This is a genomic window from Paludibacterium yongneupense DSM 18731 (genome assembly GCF_000422925.1).
GTDB lineage: Bacteria > Pseudomonadota > Gammaproteobacteria > Burkholderiales > Chromobacteriaceae > Paludibacterium > Paludibacterium yongneupense.
The window spans coordinates 35,669-52,235 of record NZ_AUGZ01000005.1; the positions used below are offsets into that span (position 1 = coordinate 35,669).

Annotated in this window: 19 protein-coding genes, 1 other RNA gene and 1 pseudogene; 13 read left to right on the forward strand and 8 right to left on the reverse strand. The window is 62.5% G+C overall.

The window, feature by feature from the left end; all coding sequences use genetic code 11:
- Nucleotides 1-45: 45 nt before the first annotated feature.
- Nucleotides 46-939 (forward strand): slipin family protein, encoded by an 894-nt coding sequence (locus G520_RS0102390; protein ID WP_028534274.1) that lies wholly within the window; start codon nucleotides 46-48, stop codon nucleotides 937-939.
- Here the strand turns inward: G520_RS0102390 and G520_RS0102395 are convergent.
- Nucleotides 936-1,253, reverse strand: coding sequence for a chaperone modulator CbpM (locus G520_RS0102395; protein ID WP_028534275.1), 318 nt, complete (start codon nucleotides 1,251-1,253; stop codon nucleotides 936-938). The genes G520_RS0102390 and G520_RS0102395 overlap by 4 nt on opposite strands.
- A 5-nt stretch (nucleotides 1,254-1,258) precedes the next feature.
- Entirely contained in the window at nucleotides 1,259-2,188 is a 930-nt protein-coding gene (locus tag G520_RS0102400) for a DnaJ C-terminal domain-containing protein (protein ID WP_028534276.1), read from the reverse strand.
- A 404-nt stretch (nucleotides 2,189-2,592) separates the two neighbouring features.
- Here G520_RS0102400 and G520_RS0102405 point away from each other — a divergent pair, with 404 nt between their 5' ends.
- The 4 genes from G520_RS0102405 (at nucleotide 2,593) to G520_RS0102425 (ending at nucleotide 5,884) form a co-directional block, all read left to right on the forward strand.
- Nucleotides 2,593-2,835 (forward strand): FeoA family protein, encoded by a 243-nt coding sequence (locus G520_RS0102405; RefSeq protein WP_028534277.1) that lies wholly within the window; start codon nucleotides 2,593-2,595, stop codon nucleotides 2,833-2,835.
- Nucleotides 2,832-4,676 carry a ferrous iron transporter B gene (feoB, locus tag G520_RS0102410; RefSeq protein ID WP_028534278.1) on the forward strand — a complete coding sequence of 615 codons (1,845 nt, stop codon included), beginning with the start codon at nucleotides 2,832-2,834 and terminating at the stop codon, nucleotides 4,674-4,676. Before G520_RS0102405 ends, feoB begins: the two co-directional genes overlap by 4 nt.
- Nucleotides 4,673-4,969 (forward strand): DUF6587 family protein, encoded by a 297-nt coding sequence (locus G520_RS0102415; RefSeq protein ID WP_028534279.1) that lies wholly within the window; start codon nucleotides 4,673-4,675, stop codon nucleotides 4,967-4,969. The genes feoB and G520_RS0102415 overlap by 4 nt, the downstream gene beginning before the upstream one ends.
- A 147-nt stretch (nucleotides 4,970-5,116) precedes the next feature.
- A complete protein-coding gene (locus G520_RS0102425) occupies nucleotides 5,117-5,884 on the forward strand; it encodes a PEP-CTERM sorting domain-containing protein (RefSeq protein WP_028534280.1) in 768 nt (255 codons plus the stop codon).
- A gap of 22 nt (nucleotides 5,885-5,906) precedes the next feature.
- On the opposite strand, the gene G520_RS0102430 is transcribed toward G520_RS0102425, so the two are convergent.
- Both G520_RS0102430 and G520_RS0102435 read right to left on the reverse strand, forming a co-directional pair.
- Nucleotides 5,907-6,530, reverse strand: a complete 624-nt coding sequence (locus G520_RS0102430) for a glutathione S-transferase family protein (RefSeq protein WP_028534281.1) — start codon at nucleotides 6,528-6,530, stop codon at nucleotides 5,907-5,909.
- A 137-nt stretch (nucleotides 6,531-6,667) separates the two neighbouring features.
- Nucleotides 6,668-7,522, reverse strand: coding sequence for a PhzF family phenazine biosynthesis protein (locus G520_RS0102435; RefSeq protein ID WP_028534282.1), 855 nt, complete (start codon nucleotides 7,520-7,522; stop codon nucleotides 6,668-6,670).
- A 204-nt stretch (nucleotides 7,523-7,726) separates the two neighbouring features.
- Here G520_RS0102435 and G520_RS25780 point away from each other — a divergent pair.
- The 3 genes and pseudogenes from G520_RS25780 (at nucleotide 7,727) to G520_RS0102450 (ending at nucleotide 9,908) form a co-directional block, all read left to right on the forward strand.
- A pseudogene (locus G520_RS25780) lies at nucleotides 7,727-8,304 on the forward strand (GNAT family N-acetyltransferase).
- A 62-nt stretch (nucleotides 8,305-8,366) separates the two neighbouring features.
- A complete protein-coding gene (locus tag G520_RS0102445; RefSeq protein ID WP_028534283.1) occupies nucleotides 8,367-9,560 on the forward strand; it encodes a pyridoxal phosphate-dependent aminotransferase in 1,194 nt (397 codons plus the stop codon).
- Nucleotides 9,561-9,629: 69 nt separating this feature from the next.
- Complete coding sequence (locus G520_RS0102450; RefSeq protein ID WP_028534284.1) at nucleotides 9,630-9,908, forward strand: hypothetical protein; 279 nt, start codon at nucleotides 9,630-9,632, stop codon at nucleotides 9,906-9,908.
- A 23-nt stretch (nucleotides 9,909-9,931) separates the two neighbouring features.
- Here the strand turns inward: G520_RS0102450 and G520_RS0102455 are convergent, their stop codons facing one another.
- The 3 genes from G520_RS0102455 to G520_RS0102465 all read right to left on the reverse strand — a co-directional run bounded on the left by G520_RS0102455 (nucleotide 9,932) and on the right by G520_RS0102465 (nucleotide 13,424).
- A complete protein-coding gene (locus G520_RS0102455) occupies nucleotides 9,932-11,308 on the reverse strand; it encodes a sodium-dependent transporter (RefSeq protein ID WP_028534285.1) in 1,377 nt (458 codons plus the stop codon).
- A gap of 131 nt (nucleotides 11,309-11,439) precedes the next feature.
- A complete protein-coding gene (argE, locus tag G520_RS0102460; RefSeq protein WP_028534286.1) occupies nucleotides 11,440-12,612 on the reverse strand; it encodes an acetylornithine deacetylase in 1,173 nt (390 codons plus the stop codon).
- A gap of 71 nt (nucleotides 12,613-12,683) precedes the next feature.
- Nucleotides 12,684-13,424: a substrate-binding periplasmic protein gene (locus G520_RS0102465; RefSeq protein ID WP_169449805.1), complete on the reverse strand. Its 741-nt coding sequence runs from the start codon at nucleotides 13,422-13,424 to the stop codon at nucleotides 12,684-12,686.
- Between the two features lie 80 nt (nucleotides 13,425-13,504).
- On the opposite strand from G520_RS0102465, the gene ffs reads away from it, so the two are divergent.
- Both ffs and G520_RS0102470 read left to right on the forward strand, forming a co-directional pair.
- An RNA gene (ffs, locus tag G520_RS24225) (signal recognition particle sRNA small type) lies at nucleotides 13,505-13,603 on the forward strand.
- A 221-nt stretch (nucleotides 13,604-13,824) separates the two neighbouring features.
- Entirely contained in the window at nucleotides 13,825-14,148 is a 324-nt protein-coding gene (locus G520_RS0102470; RefSeq protein ID WP_028534288.1) for a helix-turn-helix domain-containing protein, read from the forward strand.
- A 42-nt stretch (nucleotides 14,149-14,190) separates the two neighbouring features.
- Here G520_RS0102470 and G520_RS0102475 read toward each other — a convergent pair whose 3' ends face one another.
- Nucleotides 14,191-14,643: a universal stress protein gene (locus G520_RS0102475; RefSeq protein ID WP_028534289.1), complete on the reverse strand. Its 453-nt coding sequence runs from the start codon at nucleotides 14,641-14,643 to the stop codon at nucleotides 14,191-14,193.
- Between the two features lie 200 nt (nucleotides 14,644-14,843).
- Between G520_RS0102475 and G520_RS0102480 the strand changes: the two genes are divergently transcribed.
- Genes G520_RS0102480 through G520_RS0102490 form a run of 3 tightly spaced genes read left to right on the forward strand, consistent with a single transcriptional unit; the run spans nucleotide 14,844 to nucleotide 16,565 of the window.
- Nucleotides 14,844-15,311 (forward strand): acyl-CoA thioesterase, encoded by a 468-nt coding sequence (locus G520_RS0102480; RefSeq protein WP_028534290.1) that lies wholly within the window; start codon nucleotides 14,844-14,846, stop codon nucleotides 15,309-15,311.
- Nucleotides 15,292-15,711 (forward strand): tellurite resistance TerB family protein, encoded by a 420-nt coding sequence (locus G520_RS0102485; RefSeq protein WP_028534291.1) that lies wholly within the window; start codon nucleotides 15,292-15,294, stop codon nucleotides 15,709-15,711. Before G520_RS0102480 ends, G520_RS0102485 begins: the two co-directional genes overlap by 20 nt.
- Before the next feature lie 2 nt (nucleotides 15,712-15,713).
- A complete protein-coding gene (locus G520_RS0102490; protein WP_028534292.1) occupies nucleotides 15,714-16,565 on the forward strand; it encodes an AAA family ATPase in 852 nt (283 codons plus the stop codon).
- The last annotated feature ends 2 nt before the right edge of the window (nucleotides 16,566-16,567 follow it).

Here is a 16,567-nt window from a genome sequence, read left to right on the forward strand (position 1 = left end):
AGTGGTCGCGCGGTCCCGTGCTACAGCCAGGACAAGGAACGCCGCATGAACCCCATTACCTTTGCCATCGTCATCGCGCTCGCCGCGACAGGGGCCGTGTTCCAGCACGGCGCCAACCTTCCGCTCGCCATCGGCTTCTGGTTCGCCGCGGCCATCGTTTCCCAATCGCTGAAGATGGCGAATACCTGGCAGAAATTCGTCGTCCTGCGCGCAGGCCGTCTGCATGGCGTCAAGGGCCCGGGCTTGTTCCTGATCATTCCGGTCATCGACAATGTCGTCGCCGTCATCGACGAGCGCATCCAGACGACGGCGTTCAACGCCGAACAGGCGCTCACCCGCGACACGGTGCCGGTCAATGTCGACGCGATCATTTTCTGGCATGTGCACGACGCGCAAAAGGCGGCACTGGCAATCACCGACTACCGTCAGGCCATAGACCGTGTGGCGCAGACTTCGCTGCGCGAGATGATAGGGGCATCGATGCTGACGGCGCTGCTATCGGAGCGGCAAAAGGCCGACCTCGCCTTGCGCGAAAAAATAGGACAGCAAACCGTCGAATGGGGCATTACCGTACGCTCGGTCGAAATCCGCGACGTGGCCATTCCCGAGGCGCTGCAAGATGCCATGTCGCGCCAGGCCCAGGCCGAGCGCGAAAAGCAGGCACGCATCATACTGGGGTCGGCCGAAGCCGAAATCGCCAACAAATTCGTCGAAGCGGCGCGGGTCTATGCCGACCAGCCGATGGCACTGCAACTGCGCGCAATGAACATCATCTATGAAACGACGAAGGAACGCGGCACCACGATACTGATACCGAGCTCCATGGTCGACAGCATGAATCCCGGAGCCGCGCTGGCGCTGGCGCTCGACGGGCGCGCCACGCCTCCCGCGGCAACGGCCCCCAGTGCGCCGGTCGCATCCGGCAGCGAAAAGGGCTAGCCGGCGCCCCGGCGCCGCAGATGCGAACGCAAGGAATCGATCTCGTCGATCAAATCGAGCGCGAGCGCCACGCCGGGCGGGTTGATTTCCAGATCCTCCGACAGACGCCGCGCCAGATGCGCGCGCCGCAACGATGCGCCGCCGAAGCGCCAGTCGGCGGGAGCGCCCCCTGACGGGTCGAGCACCCCCTCCAGCACCCATTCGACAAGCTGGGACTCATCGGCCCCGCTCGCGCGGGCCAACTCGGACAAGCTCAGGCCGACATCCTCCTCGACCACCACTCCCACCAGGAGAGTCATTCGCGAAGACGTCATGGTCATCATCCTTTCAAACGGGCCCGGGGGTCGAAATCGAAGGCGCGCGCAAACGCCTGGTAAGCCTGGCGCTCGCTTTCGCGCGCGGCGGGAGGGAGCACGATGGTCAATACGGCGTACAGGTCGCCGACCGTTGCAGCGGGAATCCCGCGCCCCTTCAGCCGCAGACGCTTTCCCGCCTCCGAGCCAGGCGGTATCGTCAGCCGCACGGTACCCGTCGGAGTAGGAACATCCACTGCCGCACCCAGTGCGGCCTCCCATGGAGCGAGCGGCAGATCGAGAAAGACATCGGCGCCGTCCGCACGAAACAGCGGGTGCTCGGCAAAGTCGATTTCCAGATACAGGTCACCGGCCGCGCCTCCGCCTGCACCGGGCTCGCCCTGCCCCGCCAGCCGCAGATGCTGTCCGGCACGAACACCCCGCGGGATGGCTACATCGAGCGTGCGCTCATGCAACTGCACCCGGCCTTGCGCGTTGCGTTGCGGCACTTGCATGACGATACTGCGCTGCGCGCCGCGATAGGCATCGGCCAGGTCGATCACGACTTTGGCGTGCCGGTCGCGCCCTTTTGCATGCGTGCCGCGGCCAGCCCCGGCGCGGCCGAACAGCGCTTCGAAAAAATCGCTGTATTCGCCGCTGCCCGCCGTTTCGAAACCGCTCCCGCTGAACTCGAAGCCGGCATCCCAACCGGGCGGCGGTCTGAAATCCTGCCCCGTTTTCCACTCGCTCCCCATCTGGTCGTAAGCGGCCCGCTTCTCGGGGTCCTTCAATACCGCATACGCCTCGCCCAGCGCCTTGAAGCGGACTTCTGCGTCGGCCTCTTTGCTGACATCGGGGTGAAACTTGCGCGCCAGCTTGCGGTATGCGCGTTTGATATCGTCCTGCGTCGCATCGCGCGCGACGCCTAGCGTCTGATAGTAGTCCTGGAATTGCATGATGCGGGCCTCGTCATATTGACTGCCGGACGTCAGATGATATGTCCGGGAAACTCCCACACAGAATAGTCATACGAAGCAATCGCCCCTGCGACAGCGATACACCACGTGGACAGCGTCCTCCTATAGTGCACCCCTTGCGCCTTTTTCTCTAGAAACAGGGAGGCCATTTTCGCGACAAACACCCTGGTCGAGCCAGGTGCGGCATTTTGTCGCAGCCTGCCGTATGGGCCGGCACCGACCCGCGCCGCTGCCCGGCTCGCCGGCACTCGCTCCTGCGCCGCCGATTCGCCGTCCGCGTTTGCGCTGAGTCAAGTCAAGGGGCCATTGGGCAGCGTCAGAGGCTGGTTCTTCCTCACGCGACATGTTAGATTGCGAACGATTCCCATTCCCCCGGAGCTTACATGTACCTGTCTGACTTGCCAAAAGGAGCCGCGGCGACGGTCGAACACGTCGAAGACGCCACGGCATCCGATGCCATCGCCCAGCGTCTGCGCGACCTGGGTTTTGTCCACGGCGAGCCCGTCCGCATCGTGACGCACGCTCCCTGGGGAGGCGATCCGCTGCTCGTGCAAATCGGCTCGACACGCTTCGCGTTGCGGCGACGCGAAGCGCGTCGCATCGTCGTCAGCAAGGAGGCCGCATGAGCACCGCCAGTTTGCGCGTCGCGCTGGTTGGCAACCCCAACTGCGGCAAGACGGCACTGTTCAACCAGCTGACCGGCGGTCGGCAGAAGGTCGCCAACTACGCAGGCGTGACCGTGGAACGCAAGGAAGGCCGCTTCACCTCGCACTCGGGGCGGCAGGTGCAACTCCTCGACCTTCCCGGCGCCTACAGCCTGGAGGCAACGAGCCCGGACGAAAGAATCACGCGCGATGTGCTGCTCGGCCGCTACCCTGGCGAAGCGGTTCCCGACCTGATCGTCTGCGTCGCCGACGCCACCAATCTGCGGCTGCATCTGCGTTTTGTACTGGAAGTCTGCCGTCAGGGGCGGCCGGTCGTACTGGCCTTGAACATGATGGACGCCGCGCGCAAGCGCGGCATCGCGATCGACATCCCCGCGCTGCAGCAGCGGCTGGGACTGCCGGTGGTACAAACCGTCGCGGTCAAGCGCGGCGGCGCACAGGCTCTGATCGAGCTGGTGGACGGGTATGTCATACCCGCAGCGATACCGCATGAAAGCCCCGCCCCCGCCTCCGATCTGCATGCCGAAGTCCGAAGCCTGCTGGCCGCGACGGTGACGATGCCGCGCGCCACCGACTCGACCGACGATGCGATCGATCGCTGGGCGCTGCACCCGGTGTTCGGACTGGCGATCCTGGCACTGGTCATGTTTCTGGTATTTCAGGCCGTGTACTCGATAGGCAAGCCGATGACAGATGCGATAGGCGACGGGGTAGGCTGGATAGGCGGCCTGGCAGGCGGCGTGCTGCCGGACGGCCCCTTGCGCGGCCTCGTCAGCGACGGACTGTTCGGCGGCCTGGGCACGGTACTCGGCTTTCTACCGGAAATCCTCGTGCTGTTCCTGTTCATCATTGTTCTGGAAGAGTCCGGCTACCTGCCTCGCGCCGCCTTCCTGCTCGACCGCCTGATGGTGTCCGTCGGCCTCACCGGCCGTTCGTTCATTCCGCTGCTATCAAGCTTCGCCTGCGCGATTCCCGGCGTCATGGGCACCCGCAGCATCACCGACCCGCGCGACAGGCTGGTGACCATGATGGTGGCCCCGCTGATGACCTGCTCTGCCCGGTTGCCGGTCTATGCCTTGCTGATCGGCGCCTTCATCCCGGCACACCGCCAGATCATGGGACTGTTCAATCTTCAGGGCCTGGTACTGTTTCTGCTGTACGCGCTGGGCATCGTCGGAGCGATGGCCGTCGGCTGGGTGCTGAAGCGCAGCCACCGCGACAAGACCGAACACGCGCTGATGATGGAATTACCCTCCTACCGCTTGCCGAAAGCACGCGACATCGCGATCGGACTATGGGAACGCGGCACGATCTTCCTCAAACGCCTGACCGGCGTGATTCTGGCCCTGACCGTGCTGATGTGGGTGCTGTCGACCTTTCCGGCTCCGCCGGCAGGCGCGGTCGGCCCCGCCATCGACTACAGTTTTGCCGGCTATATCGGTCGTGCACTGCAGCACCTGTTCGCCCCGCTCGGTTTCAACTGGCAGATCAGCCTGTCGTTGATCCCCGCCTTTGCCGCCAGGGAAACCGCCGTCGCCGCACTCGCCACGGTATACGCCGTCAGCGGAGGCGATGCCAACACGGCCGGGCTCGGCCAGGCGCTGACCGCCCATATCACGCTGGCGAGTTCGATCTCCCTGATGGTCTGGTTCGCCTTTGCTCCGCAATGCATGTCGACCCTGGCCGTCATTCGCCGCGAAACGCAGTCCTGGCGCACGGTCGCGCTGTCCTTCTCTTACATGTTCGTCCTGGCCTATGCGGCGTCTTTGCTGACCTACCATCTCGTGGAGTGGTTCTCATGAAATCCGGCCTGCTACTGCAATATGTCCTGCTGGCGCTGCTCGTCATCGCGTGCACGCTCCAACTGGTGCGCAAGCTGGCGCCAGGCGCAACGCAACGCTGGCTGCGCACGGCCGCCAGCGCCTGCGCACGCCGGGGCCATGTCCGCGCGGCGCGCATGCTCGAGCATCTGCGGCGCGGCGGAGAATCGGGTGGACACTGCGGCGACGGCTGCAGCAGCTGCGGCAGCTGCGGCTCCGGCAAAGCCGAACAGACGCAAAGGATAGCGGCACCTGCTGCGCGCCCGCGCCCTTGATGGCCGCCGCCTGGCCAAGCCGGGGCGCACTCGTTCTGGGGTGCGCCTGGTACCAAAGTGCAGTATTCATTTTCGATAAGATATGTAAAATGTTGTTCGAAGACCTGTAAAAGAACATCATCAACTAACAAATCGAAAAGGAAAACCATGCGCCTTTTTCCGGCACTGGCGGCTGCGCTATCGGCCCTGACCGTACTCCCCGCATCGGCAACCGTTTTTGGCGGCAACTCCGTGAACCTCGTCGGTTCGGCCGCCCTGCTCGGCAACGGCAATCTGCAACTGGTCAACGATGCGAATTACGAAGCCGGCGCCGCGTGGATCACGGCACCGCTATCGACGGCAAGCTCGTTTACCAGCACGTATTCTTTCAGCCTCAGCAGCCCTTTCGCCGGCAGCCGAAGCATGGCTGACGGCTTTGCCTTCGCCTTGCAGGGCATCGGCAACACGGTCGTAGGCGGCAACGGGGGCAATATCGGCTACACCGGGCTGCACGCGGTGGGCTCGGTCATTCAGAGCTGGGGCAACAATACCGCCGGCATCAATACCGACGGCAATGCCTATGACACCAAAGCCGCGCCGGCCAATCTCGGGCATGCGAGCCTGGTTACCGGCACCGAAACGGTCAGCTACAATGCCGTGAGCCACCTGCTGAGCATGAATGGCGTTCTGACCGTCGACGGCGTCAGCTACACCATCAGCGACAACGCCTCGATCAATCTGGCGACCCGCTTCGGCTCGTTCATGTACGCGGGCTTCACCGCCGCCACCGGCGGCAGCTTCGCCGACGAACGGATCACCAGCTTTTCCATCTCGCCGGTTCCCGAACCCGAGACCTATGCACTGATGATGAGCAGCATGGGCATGATAGGCGCACTGGCCCGTCTACGTTCGCGCAAGAAAAAACAGCAGGCCTGACCGCCACCGGGCCGGCCGGGTCTCAGGGCGCGCCCTGAGGCCCGTTCGCGACGAAGCCCGGCCGCGCATGCAGGCGCTGGTAATAATCCCGCACCGCGCCGAACTCCGGTTTGTCGAATGGCGTCTGGTACCAGCGGTGGACCGAAAGGCCGAGCACGATATCGGCCAGGGTAAAAGCCGCACCGACGGCATGGGCGCCCGTCGCCGCCAACTGTGCATCCAGAATCGCCATCGCCTCTTGCCAGCGCGCGAGGCTCGATGCGATCTGTGCCTCATCCCTATGATCGGGACTTTGCCGCACCAGGGCATGAAAAGCATAACTGGCGGCAGCCCCCAGTGTTCCGGCCTGCCAGTCCATCCACTGTTCGACCAGGGCTCCCTGCCGCCAATCGACGGGCAACAGATCATCGCGGCCGCGCGAACGGGCGAGATACCGGCAGATCGCATTGGATTCCCATAGCACGAAATCCCCGTCGACAAGAACGGGGATCAGCCCGTTCGGATTCAAGCGCAAGAATTCCGCCTCCCGCGTCGAACGATAGCCGCGCCCCCAGTCTTCCCTCACATGCTCGATGCCGATTTCGGCGCAGGTCCACAGAACCTTGCGCACATTGATCGATGTCGCCCTGCCCAATATCCTGAGCATTCCTTCCCCTTTCGCCTTTAATGGCGCGCATGCACGCCCTCGATTCTGCTTCAGGATGCCTTCGCCTCGGCGCGCAGCCGGTATACGGACTCGCTGGCCGAATCATGGAATACGCGGCAATCATCCGAGGCCGACGTTCAAACCCGGATCGTCCCGTCAATCACCGTCACGCTATGGCCGCCGATCCAGGGTTGCCCGTCGACGTATTCGACCGATAGCCGCCCATCGCGCTGCAAGCACGTGCCCTGGCGCACCCGGTAGCCGCCAGCCAACGGGCCGTCCCGGGCCAGCAACACCCTGGCAATGCAGGCATTGGCACTGCCGGTCACCGGGTCTTCGACCCCCTGTCCGTCTTCGACATACAGCGCCCGGACTTCATAGTCTGCCGGACCGCCGCCGGCATGCCTGCCGTAGAGGGCGAGGCCATCGACGCCCGCCCCCGCGCACAGCGCGTCGAGCGCGTTGACGTCGACCCGGGCCCCGAGGCAGGCGGTGGCCGATTCCAGCGCGACAGCCAGCCAGCGAATGCCCATGTCGACCACAGCGGCCTCGCCCGCCCCGGGCAGCGCGGCATCGAGCAACGCCCGCCCGCCTGCCGACAGCCCGGACTGATGGCCGGGCGGCGCCAGAAAGGCCAGCGAACCGTCACCGGGCCGGTCGACCGCGACCAGGCCGACTCCGCACTGCTGCACGAGCCGGCCCGGGTTCCTCGGCTGCAAGCCGGACTCGAGCAAGGCATGAGCGGTGCCCAGTGTCGGATGCCCGGCAAAAGGGAATTCCCGGGACGGGGTAAAGATCCGCACCCGGTAGTCTGCCGCAGGATCGGTCGGGGGCAGGACGAACGTCGTCTCGGACAAATGCGTCCACCGTGCAATCGCTTGCATCTGTGCATCGTCCAGCCCCTCGGCATCGAGGACGACGGCCAGCGGATTGCCGAGCAGCGGCACACGCGTAAAAACATCGACCTGCTTAAAATGCCGGGATGGCGGCATGACATGCTCCTGAATTTAGCCGTCGCGTGCAAGGCGACCAGCAACAATGGCAAACCCATGCAAGAATGACGGGATAGCGCCGTCCCCGGGCCGACAGTGGCCCGGCCATGCCCCATCGTAGCGCAACCCTGTCCGGGCGGGAACCGCCACGGCGCATGCGGGGAGGCCAGGCACAATGCCCCCCCATCCGGGCCGTCACGCTTGGTGCTGCGCGTACCGCAGGCCGACGATGTGAATAGCCTGTTCGCCATTTTCGGCGACCCGCGAACTCTTCTGTTCAACCCGGCGGGGCCATGCCGCACGCGCGCCGATGCCGAAGCGCGACTCATGGCCTGGCTCGCGCACTGGTCGGCCCACGGCTTCGGTCCCTGGGCGCTCGCGCTCGAGGAGGCCTCTCCTTCAAGACTCTCGACAGGCAGCAGAGGATCAATCCCGGCTATCGGCCCGCGCCTGACGCATGGGGCCGGGAGCTGGCGGCGGAACAAGCGGCGGCAAGCCTCCGTTTCGGCTTCTTCACGTTGCAGCGGCCGGAAATATGGGCCACGGTACGCGAAAACCGTCTGGCTTCGCGCCGCCTGCTGGAAAAAGCCGGCTTCATACGAGTGGATAGAGGCGGCGACAGTCGCGAGGGGCCGGCCAGCCTTCTCTACCGGATACGGCCCCCTCTGCCGCCGCCCCACAGGAGCCCTGCCTTCGCTTGCCGTTTGCGACGCCGCCGTCAGGCACGAACGCACCGCCGTGACCGTAGGAATGCCGGAGAGCTGAATCCGGCTTGGGCATGACTCCCCATCCGCGTTATGATTGATACTCCGATTCGCGTAACCGTGACTCAAGGGGCACAAAAGTGGAATTATCCAAGCGTGTATTGTCCATCAATGAATCTCCGACCCTCGCCATCAACGCCAAGGCGCAGAAGCTGAAAGCCGATGGCCGAGACGTTATCATCCTGGCGGCAGGGGAACCCGATTTCGATACCCCGCAGCACATCAAGGATGCCGCCATCGGCGCCATCAACCGCGGCTTCACCAAATACACCCCCGTTTCCGGCACCCCCTCGCTCAAGCAGGCCGTGATCGCGAAATTCAAACGCGACAACGGCGTCGAGTTCACCGCCCGTCAGATACTGGTGTCGGTCGGCGGCAAGCAGAGTTTCTTCAATCTGTGCATGGCCTTCATCAACGAAGGCGACGAAGTCATCATCCCCGCCCCCTACTGGGTTTCCTACCCGGACATCGTCCTGCTCGCCGAAGGCCGTCCCGTCATCGTCGAGTGCGGTATCGAGCAGGGTTTCAAACTCGACGCCGCCCAGCTCGAAGCCGCGATCACGCCACAGACGCGCCTGCTGGTACTCAACAGCCCGTCCAATCCGACCGGAGCGGTGTATACGCTGGCCGAGCTGCAAGCGCTTGCCACCGTCCTCAAGCGCCACCCGCAGGTGTTTGTGGCCTCCGACGACATGTACGAGCACGTACTGCTCGGCGACACCCGCTTCTACAACATTCTCAATGCTGCGCCCGAGCTTGCCGAACGCGTGATTTTGCTCAATGGCGTCTCCAAGGCCTACTCGATGACGGGCTGGCGCATCGGTTACGCCGGCGGTCCGGAATGGCTGATCAAGGCGATGGAGAATATCCAGTCGCAATCGACCTCGAACCCGACGTCGATTTCGCAAGTCGCAGCTGAAGCCGCCCTCAATGGCGACCAGGGGTGTATCGCCCCCATGCTCGAGGCCTTCAACCAGCGCCACGATTTCGTCGTCTCCCGTTTCAATGCGATTCGCGGTCTGAAATGTCTGAGCGCAGGGGGGGCTTTTTACGCTTTTGTCGATGCGCGCGGCGCCATTGCAAACCTGTTGGCGGAAGGAAAAATAAGTGCCGGCACCGATATGGCACTGGCCGCCTATCTGCTGGAAACGCGCGATGTGGCGGTAGTCCCGGGCTCGGCCTTCGGCGCCGAAGGCTATTTCCGCATCAGCTTCGCCACCAGCATGGCCAATCTGGAAAAAGCACTGGACCGCATCGAACAGGCTCTGGCCTGACCAGGCAGGTCGCGTGCGCGGCAAGCCGCGCGGCCTTTCTTCCCCACTTTCCGGCAGGGGGATACAATCATGCGCAAATCGATCTTGCTGTTATGGCCGTCTTTTCTGATCGCGCTTCTGGCCAGCGTGGCATTTTTCTCCGTGTTCGACCCCCATGAATTAAGCCGTCACGGCGTCGTCCTTTTCAACGACGCCGTGACGGCCTATTCCTGCTTCATGCTGATTGCCTGGGGCTTCGGCGCCCTGAACAGCGCGATCGTCCTGTTCCTGATCAAGTCACGCCAGGACATCAACGGTTTCCCGCCGCTGGACCCGCCCCAGATTGCAGACGACGACGCAGGTCCGTGACAGGGGGGACGCTCCCCCTTGCATCAGAAAACCTTCAACCCCTTGAGCATCACCACCAGAATCAACAGCGGCGATACATAGCGCAGCAGAAAAACCAGCAAGCGGCACAAGCCCTGGTTGTTGAGCGCACCCTGATTGCTCAAGGCCAGCCGGGTGCGGTCGAGTCCCCAAACCCAGCCGGTGAAGATGCACAGCAGAATCCCGCCCAGAGGCAGCAAGACATTGGAGGTACAGAAGTCGAACAGGTCGAACAGGGTCATGCCGAACACCTTGAATCCGGCCATGCTGCTATTGGACAAGGCGCAGCCCGACCCTACAACCAGGAGTAGCAGCAAGGTCAGGATCGTGGCTTTCACCCGGCTCATGTGAAAACGCCCGCTAATCACCGAAACCGGCACTTCCAGCAAGGACAGCATCGCGCCGACGGCCGAGATCGCGGTCAGGAAAAAGAATACGACCATGAACAGATGCCCGAGCGGCATGCTGGCGAATACCGCCGGAATCGTGATGAACAGCAGCGACGGACCGGCAGCCGGCTCGAAGCCGAAAGCGAACACGGCGGGGAAAATAGCGAGACCGGCCAGCATGGACACAAACAGATCGGCGCACATCACGCGCAAGGTGGTGGCGGGAATGTTCTGATCGTCGCGGAAGTAGCTGCCATACGTCATCATGGTGCCCATGCCGATCGACAGCTTGAAGAAGGCGAGCCCGACAGCCGTCAGGACCACCCCAGCGCTGATCTTGCTGAAGTCGGGGTGGAACAGGAAACCGACCCCGGCCGAGGCTCCCGGCAGCATCAGGCTGCGGGCACCGACGACAAGCAGGAGCAGAAACAGCAAGGGCATCAGTTTTTTGGCGACCGCTTCTATCCCCTTTGCCACCCCCATCAGCAGAATGCCGGCGATCAGGGCCAGTACCAGCCATTGCCATAGCAAAGACTGCAGCGGGTCCGAAATCAGCTGCCCGAAGGCGGCCGAGGTCACTTTCGGGTCGTGCGTGACGATGCTGCTACCCATGGCCTTGAACACATAAGCGAAGACCCAGGCGGCAACTTCGGAGTAAAACGCCATGATCAGAAAGGCGGCTGCCACACCCATGACACTGATGACCCACCACGGCTGGCCGGCAGGCGCCAGCGTCTTGAGCGTGGTGAAGGCATCGGCCTTGGCCTTGCGGCCAAGCATGATCTCCGCGATCATGACCGGCAGGCCGACGACCAGCGTGGCCAGCACATACACGATCAGAAAACCGGCGCCGCCGTTGGTTCCGGTCAGATATGGAAACTTCCAGATATTGCCGAGCCCGACGGCCGAGCCCAATGTCGCGGCAAGGACGCCGAAACTGGAAGTAAAGCCATCGCGCGACTTGCCGGCGACAGCGGCTTTGTTTTTGTTCATGTCCCTCTATCCCGATAAAAACAGCCTGCCAGCGTCAGCGCGGGCAGGCCTTTTCCAAATTCAGGACAGATTCTGAAGGTTTTTTCGCTGGAGCGCAAAGCGGGGGTGGTCATTTCCGGCCCCCCCCTCCGTCACTCCCCCCGTCCCGACAGCAGGCGCGTCAGCGTCTGCAGCCAGCGGCAGCAGGTTTCGATCTGCTCGCCCTCGATATATTCGTCGGCGCGGTGCGCCTGTTCGATCGCGCCGGGCCCGCAGACCACGCAGGGGATTCCGGCCTCGTGAAAGCGGCCGGCTTCTGTCGTATAGGCCACGCCCTGCCCCTCAACCCCGCCACACAACGTATCGACCAGGGCCATCACCCGGCTCGCTGCATCGGCTTCGAACGGGGGGCAGTCGACCAGGGCTTCGAGTTCGATATCCGCTTCCGGGGCAACCTCGCGCATCTCGCCGAGCACGGTGGCAGCGTAGTCGCGCAAGGAGTCGACATAGCGCTGGTGCCGGTCGCCGGGCAGCCAGCGGCACTCGAACACGAATTCGCATTCCCCCGGAACAATATTGGCTGCCGTGCCGCCACGGACCATCCCGGTCTGCAAGGTCGCGAACGGCACGTCGTACAGGGCGTGCCGACGGCCGAATTGCGCCTCGGCATCGGCTAGGCGGCGGATATGGGCGATCAGCCGGGCCGCGTACTCGATGGCGTTGACGCCGCGCGGCGTCAGCGAGGAGTGAGCGGCACGTCCGGTGACGCGGCAGCGGTAGTGCGCGATGCCCTTGTGAGCGACGACGGGTACCATCGATGTCGGCTCGCCGATGATGCAACCGGCGACCTCGATGCCGCCAGCCTTCAAATCATCGATCAGGCCAGCCACACCCAGGCAACCGACTTCTTCGTCATAGGACAGCGCTATACCCAGCGGCTGTTCCAGCAAGCCGTTGCGCGCGAGTTCGACCCAGTCCGGCACCGATGCCAGCACGCAGGCGATGAAGCCCTTCATGTCCGCCGCGCCACGCCCATAGTAGCGCCCTTCGCGTTCCGACAGCACGAAGGGGTCGCTTTGCCAGACCTGCCCGTCGACCGGCACGACATCGCTATGCCCCGACAGCAGCAACACCGGCCTTCCTTCCGGACCGATACGCGCGAACAGGTTGGCCTTGCTGCGGTCGTCGTTGTAGGAGAAGCGGCTGGCTACGCCATGGCGCTGCAGATAGGCGGCGACCCATTCGATCAATGCCAGATTCGAATGCCGGCTGGTCGTATCGAACGCCACCAGGCGTTCCAGCAGTTCAAACGTAATGCGACTCATGCGCGATTCCCGAAAAAACAACAGACTCGAAGCATAAAACGAAGCGGTGCCTTGTGACAAAAAACCCTGCGTCAAAAATACGCGAGCGAGGCGTCGAACGCCTCCCTGATGTCGCGCCCGGCATCGTCGCGGCGAAAGCAGACATGCAGCGTTTTGTTCTCAAGTATCTTTTCGCCGAAGTCGACACGGCTGCGCTCGGCTCGCAGCGGCGGCGTGTTATTGAGCAGATACGCCATCACGTTGCGGTCGATGATCGCCGCATCGACCTGCCCGGCGAGCAAGGCATTCAGGTTGGCGTAATCGCTGACGGCGGAACGCACCGTCTGCCGGTGCGTGACAATGCGCTTGTCGAGAGCCTCGGTATTCGCATAGCCGGCAACGACGCCGAGCGTCAGGCGCGACAGGGACTCGGCGCTGCTCCAGTGCACGGGATGGTCCTTGCGGATGGCAAGACCGACCTGGCTGCTGCCCAGCTCGCCGCTGAACAGGCACGTCCCGGCACGCGATCGGGCGCGGTAGGCGGGAAAATAGCCGACGAAGCCCGCCTCTTTCATCCCGGCCCATTGCGCTTTCTGCCAAGGCAGAAATTCGACTCTCAGATCGTAGCCGGCACGCGCGAGCACATGCCGCACCAGGGCGACCGTTTCGCCCTGCCCCGGCAGCGAAGCCCCGCTATAAGGCGGCCAGTCCGTCGATGCCAGTCGCACGACGGGCTGGGCGGCGAGGGCGGCGCGCCCGGCCAGGACGAGAAAGGCAAGCATGTACCCTGCACGCGGCAGGGACGAACAGGAACGGCTAGCGGATCGAAACATGGTCGCTCCCCCCATGCATGGAGCTGGTCTGAAATATGACTTGGCAAATCGCAATGACGCCATTATAATTCGTCTTCTATGGCGGGTCTCCCCGCATTGTGCAACAGCCAACCTGGTCAGGTCCGGAAGGAAGCAGCCAAAGCTGTACCGTACAAGTGCCGGGGGTCGGGCTCGCCACCCCTTCTTTTTCGTCGTGGTTTGCGCCGCGTCAAATCATCCCATTGTCCTTACGAATTAGAAGCTGCTAACATCTTGCAACGTTAGTGCCACCTATAATAGCCCCGATGGGGCTAAATTTTTTTAAAATAAATATACCATTGAATTATTTTGCTATTTTTAAATTGTCGGACACACGCCGATAACCAATTAGAAGAGCAATTGCTTTAAGAGAGGAACACTCATGAAACTTTTCGAAAAAATTGCAAACCCGCGCGAGATCCGCCGCAAGCTCGGCCTCAACCAACAGGAGTTCTGGAGCCGAATCGGCGTCACCCAGTCCGGTGGCTCCCGCTACGAGAGCGGTCGCAACATGCCCAAGCCGGTGCGCGAACTGCTGCGCCTGGTCCATGTCGAACAGATCGACCTGTCCAAGGTACGCCGCGAAGACTTCGAAATCGTGGAATACCTAAAGGAAACCCATCCCGACCTGTACAAGAGCCTGCGCAAAGCCGTTCGCGCAAAACTCGAAGCCCAGGAAGGCGGCGCCGAAGCCATCGCCGGCTGATGGCCGTCTGTCGGCGCGGACCCCCGTCCGCGCCGGCGGGTTTTACTCTTCTCCCGAACTCCGCACCAGCAATACCGGAATATCGGCCTGTTTCATCACCCCTTCGGCCACGCTGCCCATCAGTATGTGCATGAGCCCGCTCCAGCCGTGGGTGCCCATCACCAGCAGGTCCGCCCCCCATTCGTTGGCATCTTCCATCAGCACCGTCGCGATCTTGTCGCCCCAGCTTTCCAGAATCTTGATCTGCGGCGTCAAACCCTCTTCGCGCGCATGCGCCTCGGCCTGGGCCAGCACCAGTTCTCCTGCCGCTTTGATCGACTTCTGCAGTTCGCTGGCATCGAGAAACTCGGTCCCCCCCCAGCCAAACTGCGCAAGATCGACCACATGAACCAGGCGCAAGGAGGCACCGCTTTCCCGCGCCAGCTTGCAGGCTTCCTGCAACGCCAGATTCGAAGTCTGACTGTCGTCCACCGGCACAAATATACGTTGATACATACGCGACTCCTTGTGTGTACTCCGCTCGCGCGCCACCCGGACGCATGCGGTTATTTGTCTTGTCGCTTCCAGTTTAGCAAAACCCCACTAGATGTGGGGCTTTCAAGTGCATGATGCCCCTCCCCCGGAACACCACCACATACTCCTACACTGCGCACCAAACTGCTAGACTGCGAGCCATTACACGGAGAGCCCACGTCATGGCACGAGTCCAGATCGATCTGCCCGAGAACCTGCCATTCGAAACCGTCCTCGATATCCGCATCGGCGACATAAATTATGGCAATCACATGGCAAATGATGCAATCTTAAGACTTGCACATGAAGCCAGATTACGACTTCTGAAGACGCTTGGCTACAGCGAGCTCGATATCGAGGGTGTCGGCATCATCATGAGCGACGCGGCCATCAGCTACCGTGCCGAGGCTTTTCACGGTGACCGCTTGCGCTTCAGGCTCGGAGCTGGCGACAGCGGACGTCATGGTTTCGATCTCGTCTATCACGTCGTCGATGACAGCAGTGGACGTGAAGTGGCAAGATTGAAAACAGGGATCGTGTTCTACAACTATTCGACCAAAAAAATCGCAGCGATGCCCGAGCGTTTTCTAGAACGACTCGCCGACGCAAAACAGGAGAAGGAGTCGATCAATGCGCAACTACCCCACTAACAGCCCCGACGCGATGGCACGCCTTATCGCCATGTTCATGATTACCGACGGCGACATCGATCCGCGCCGCATCGATGTGCTGGAAAAAGTCCGCGCTTACGATCTGCTGGGCATAGACCGCAAGCGATTTACCCAAGTGTTGCGCAATTATTGCGACGACATCAGCGATGAAGCTGAGCAAGACGGCGTCATACATCTGATCGATCGCGCACGCATCGACACGATGCTCGAAGAAGTGGCCGACCATGGCAAGCAGCTGGTCACCTGTGCCCTTGCCATGCATGTCGCCAAATCGGATGGAGAGATCAGCGAAGCGGAAATCACTCTGCTGCGACACATGATGCGCAGCTGGCAGATCACTCTGGACGACATCGGTTCCAGGCTCCTCAAGAAAGCCTGACCGTGTCGCAGCGATTCAGCGGCACAGCCGGGTACATCGCCACGGAAGAGCTGGCGCTCGCGGTCAATGCCGCCGTTACCCTGCAGCGCCCCCTGCTGATCAAGGGCGAGCCCGGCACAGGAAAAACGCTGCTGGCGGAAGAAGTGGCAAAGAGCCTGGGGCGCGAGCTTATCGTATGGCCGATCAAATCGACGACCAAGGCGCAACACGGCCTGTACGAATACGATGCCGTATCGCGCCTGCGCGATTCGCAACTGGGCGACGCCCGGGTGGCCGACATCGGCAACTACATCGTCAAAGGGACGCTGTGGCACGCTTTCGAAGCGGAACGCGCGCCGGTGCTGCTGATCGACGAGATCGACAAGGCCGATATCGAATTCCCCAACGACCTGCTGCGCGAACTCGACCAGATGGAGTTTTTCGTCCACGAGACGCAGCAGTTCGTCCGTGCGCGCCAGCGGCCTGTCATCATCATTACATCGAACAACGAGAAGGAATTGCCGGACGCATTTTTGCGACGCTGCTTTTTCCATTACATCCGCTTTCCCGACCGCGACACCATGCAGGCCATTGTCGACGTCCACTTTCCCGGCATCGACGCCGCCTTGATCAAACAGGCGCTCGAGGTTTTTTTCGGCTTGCGCGACGCACCGGGACTGAAAAAAAAGCCCAGCACCTCCGAGTTGCTCGACTGGATCCACCTGCTGCACAGCGAGCACATCCCCCCGGAGGAGCTGGCACGCCGCCACGGCAAGACCGAACCGCCCCCCCTGGCTGGCGCCCTGCTGAAAAACGAACACGATCTGCACATGCTGGAAAGGCTGGCGCAGGCGGCACGCACGCATTGGGACTGAGT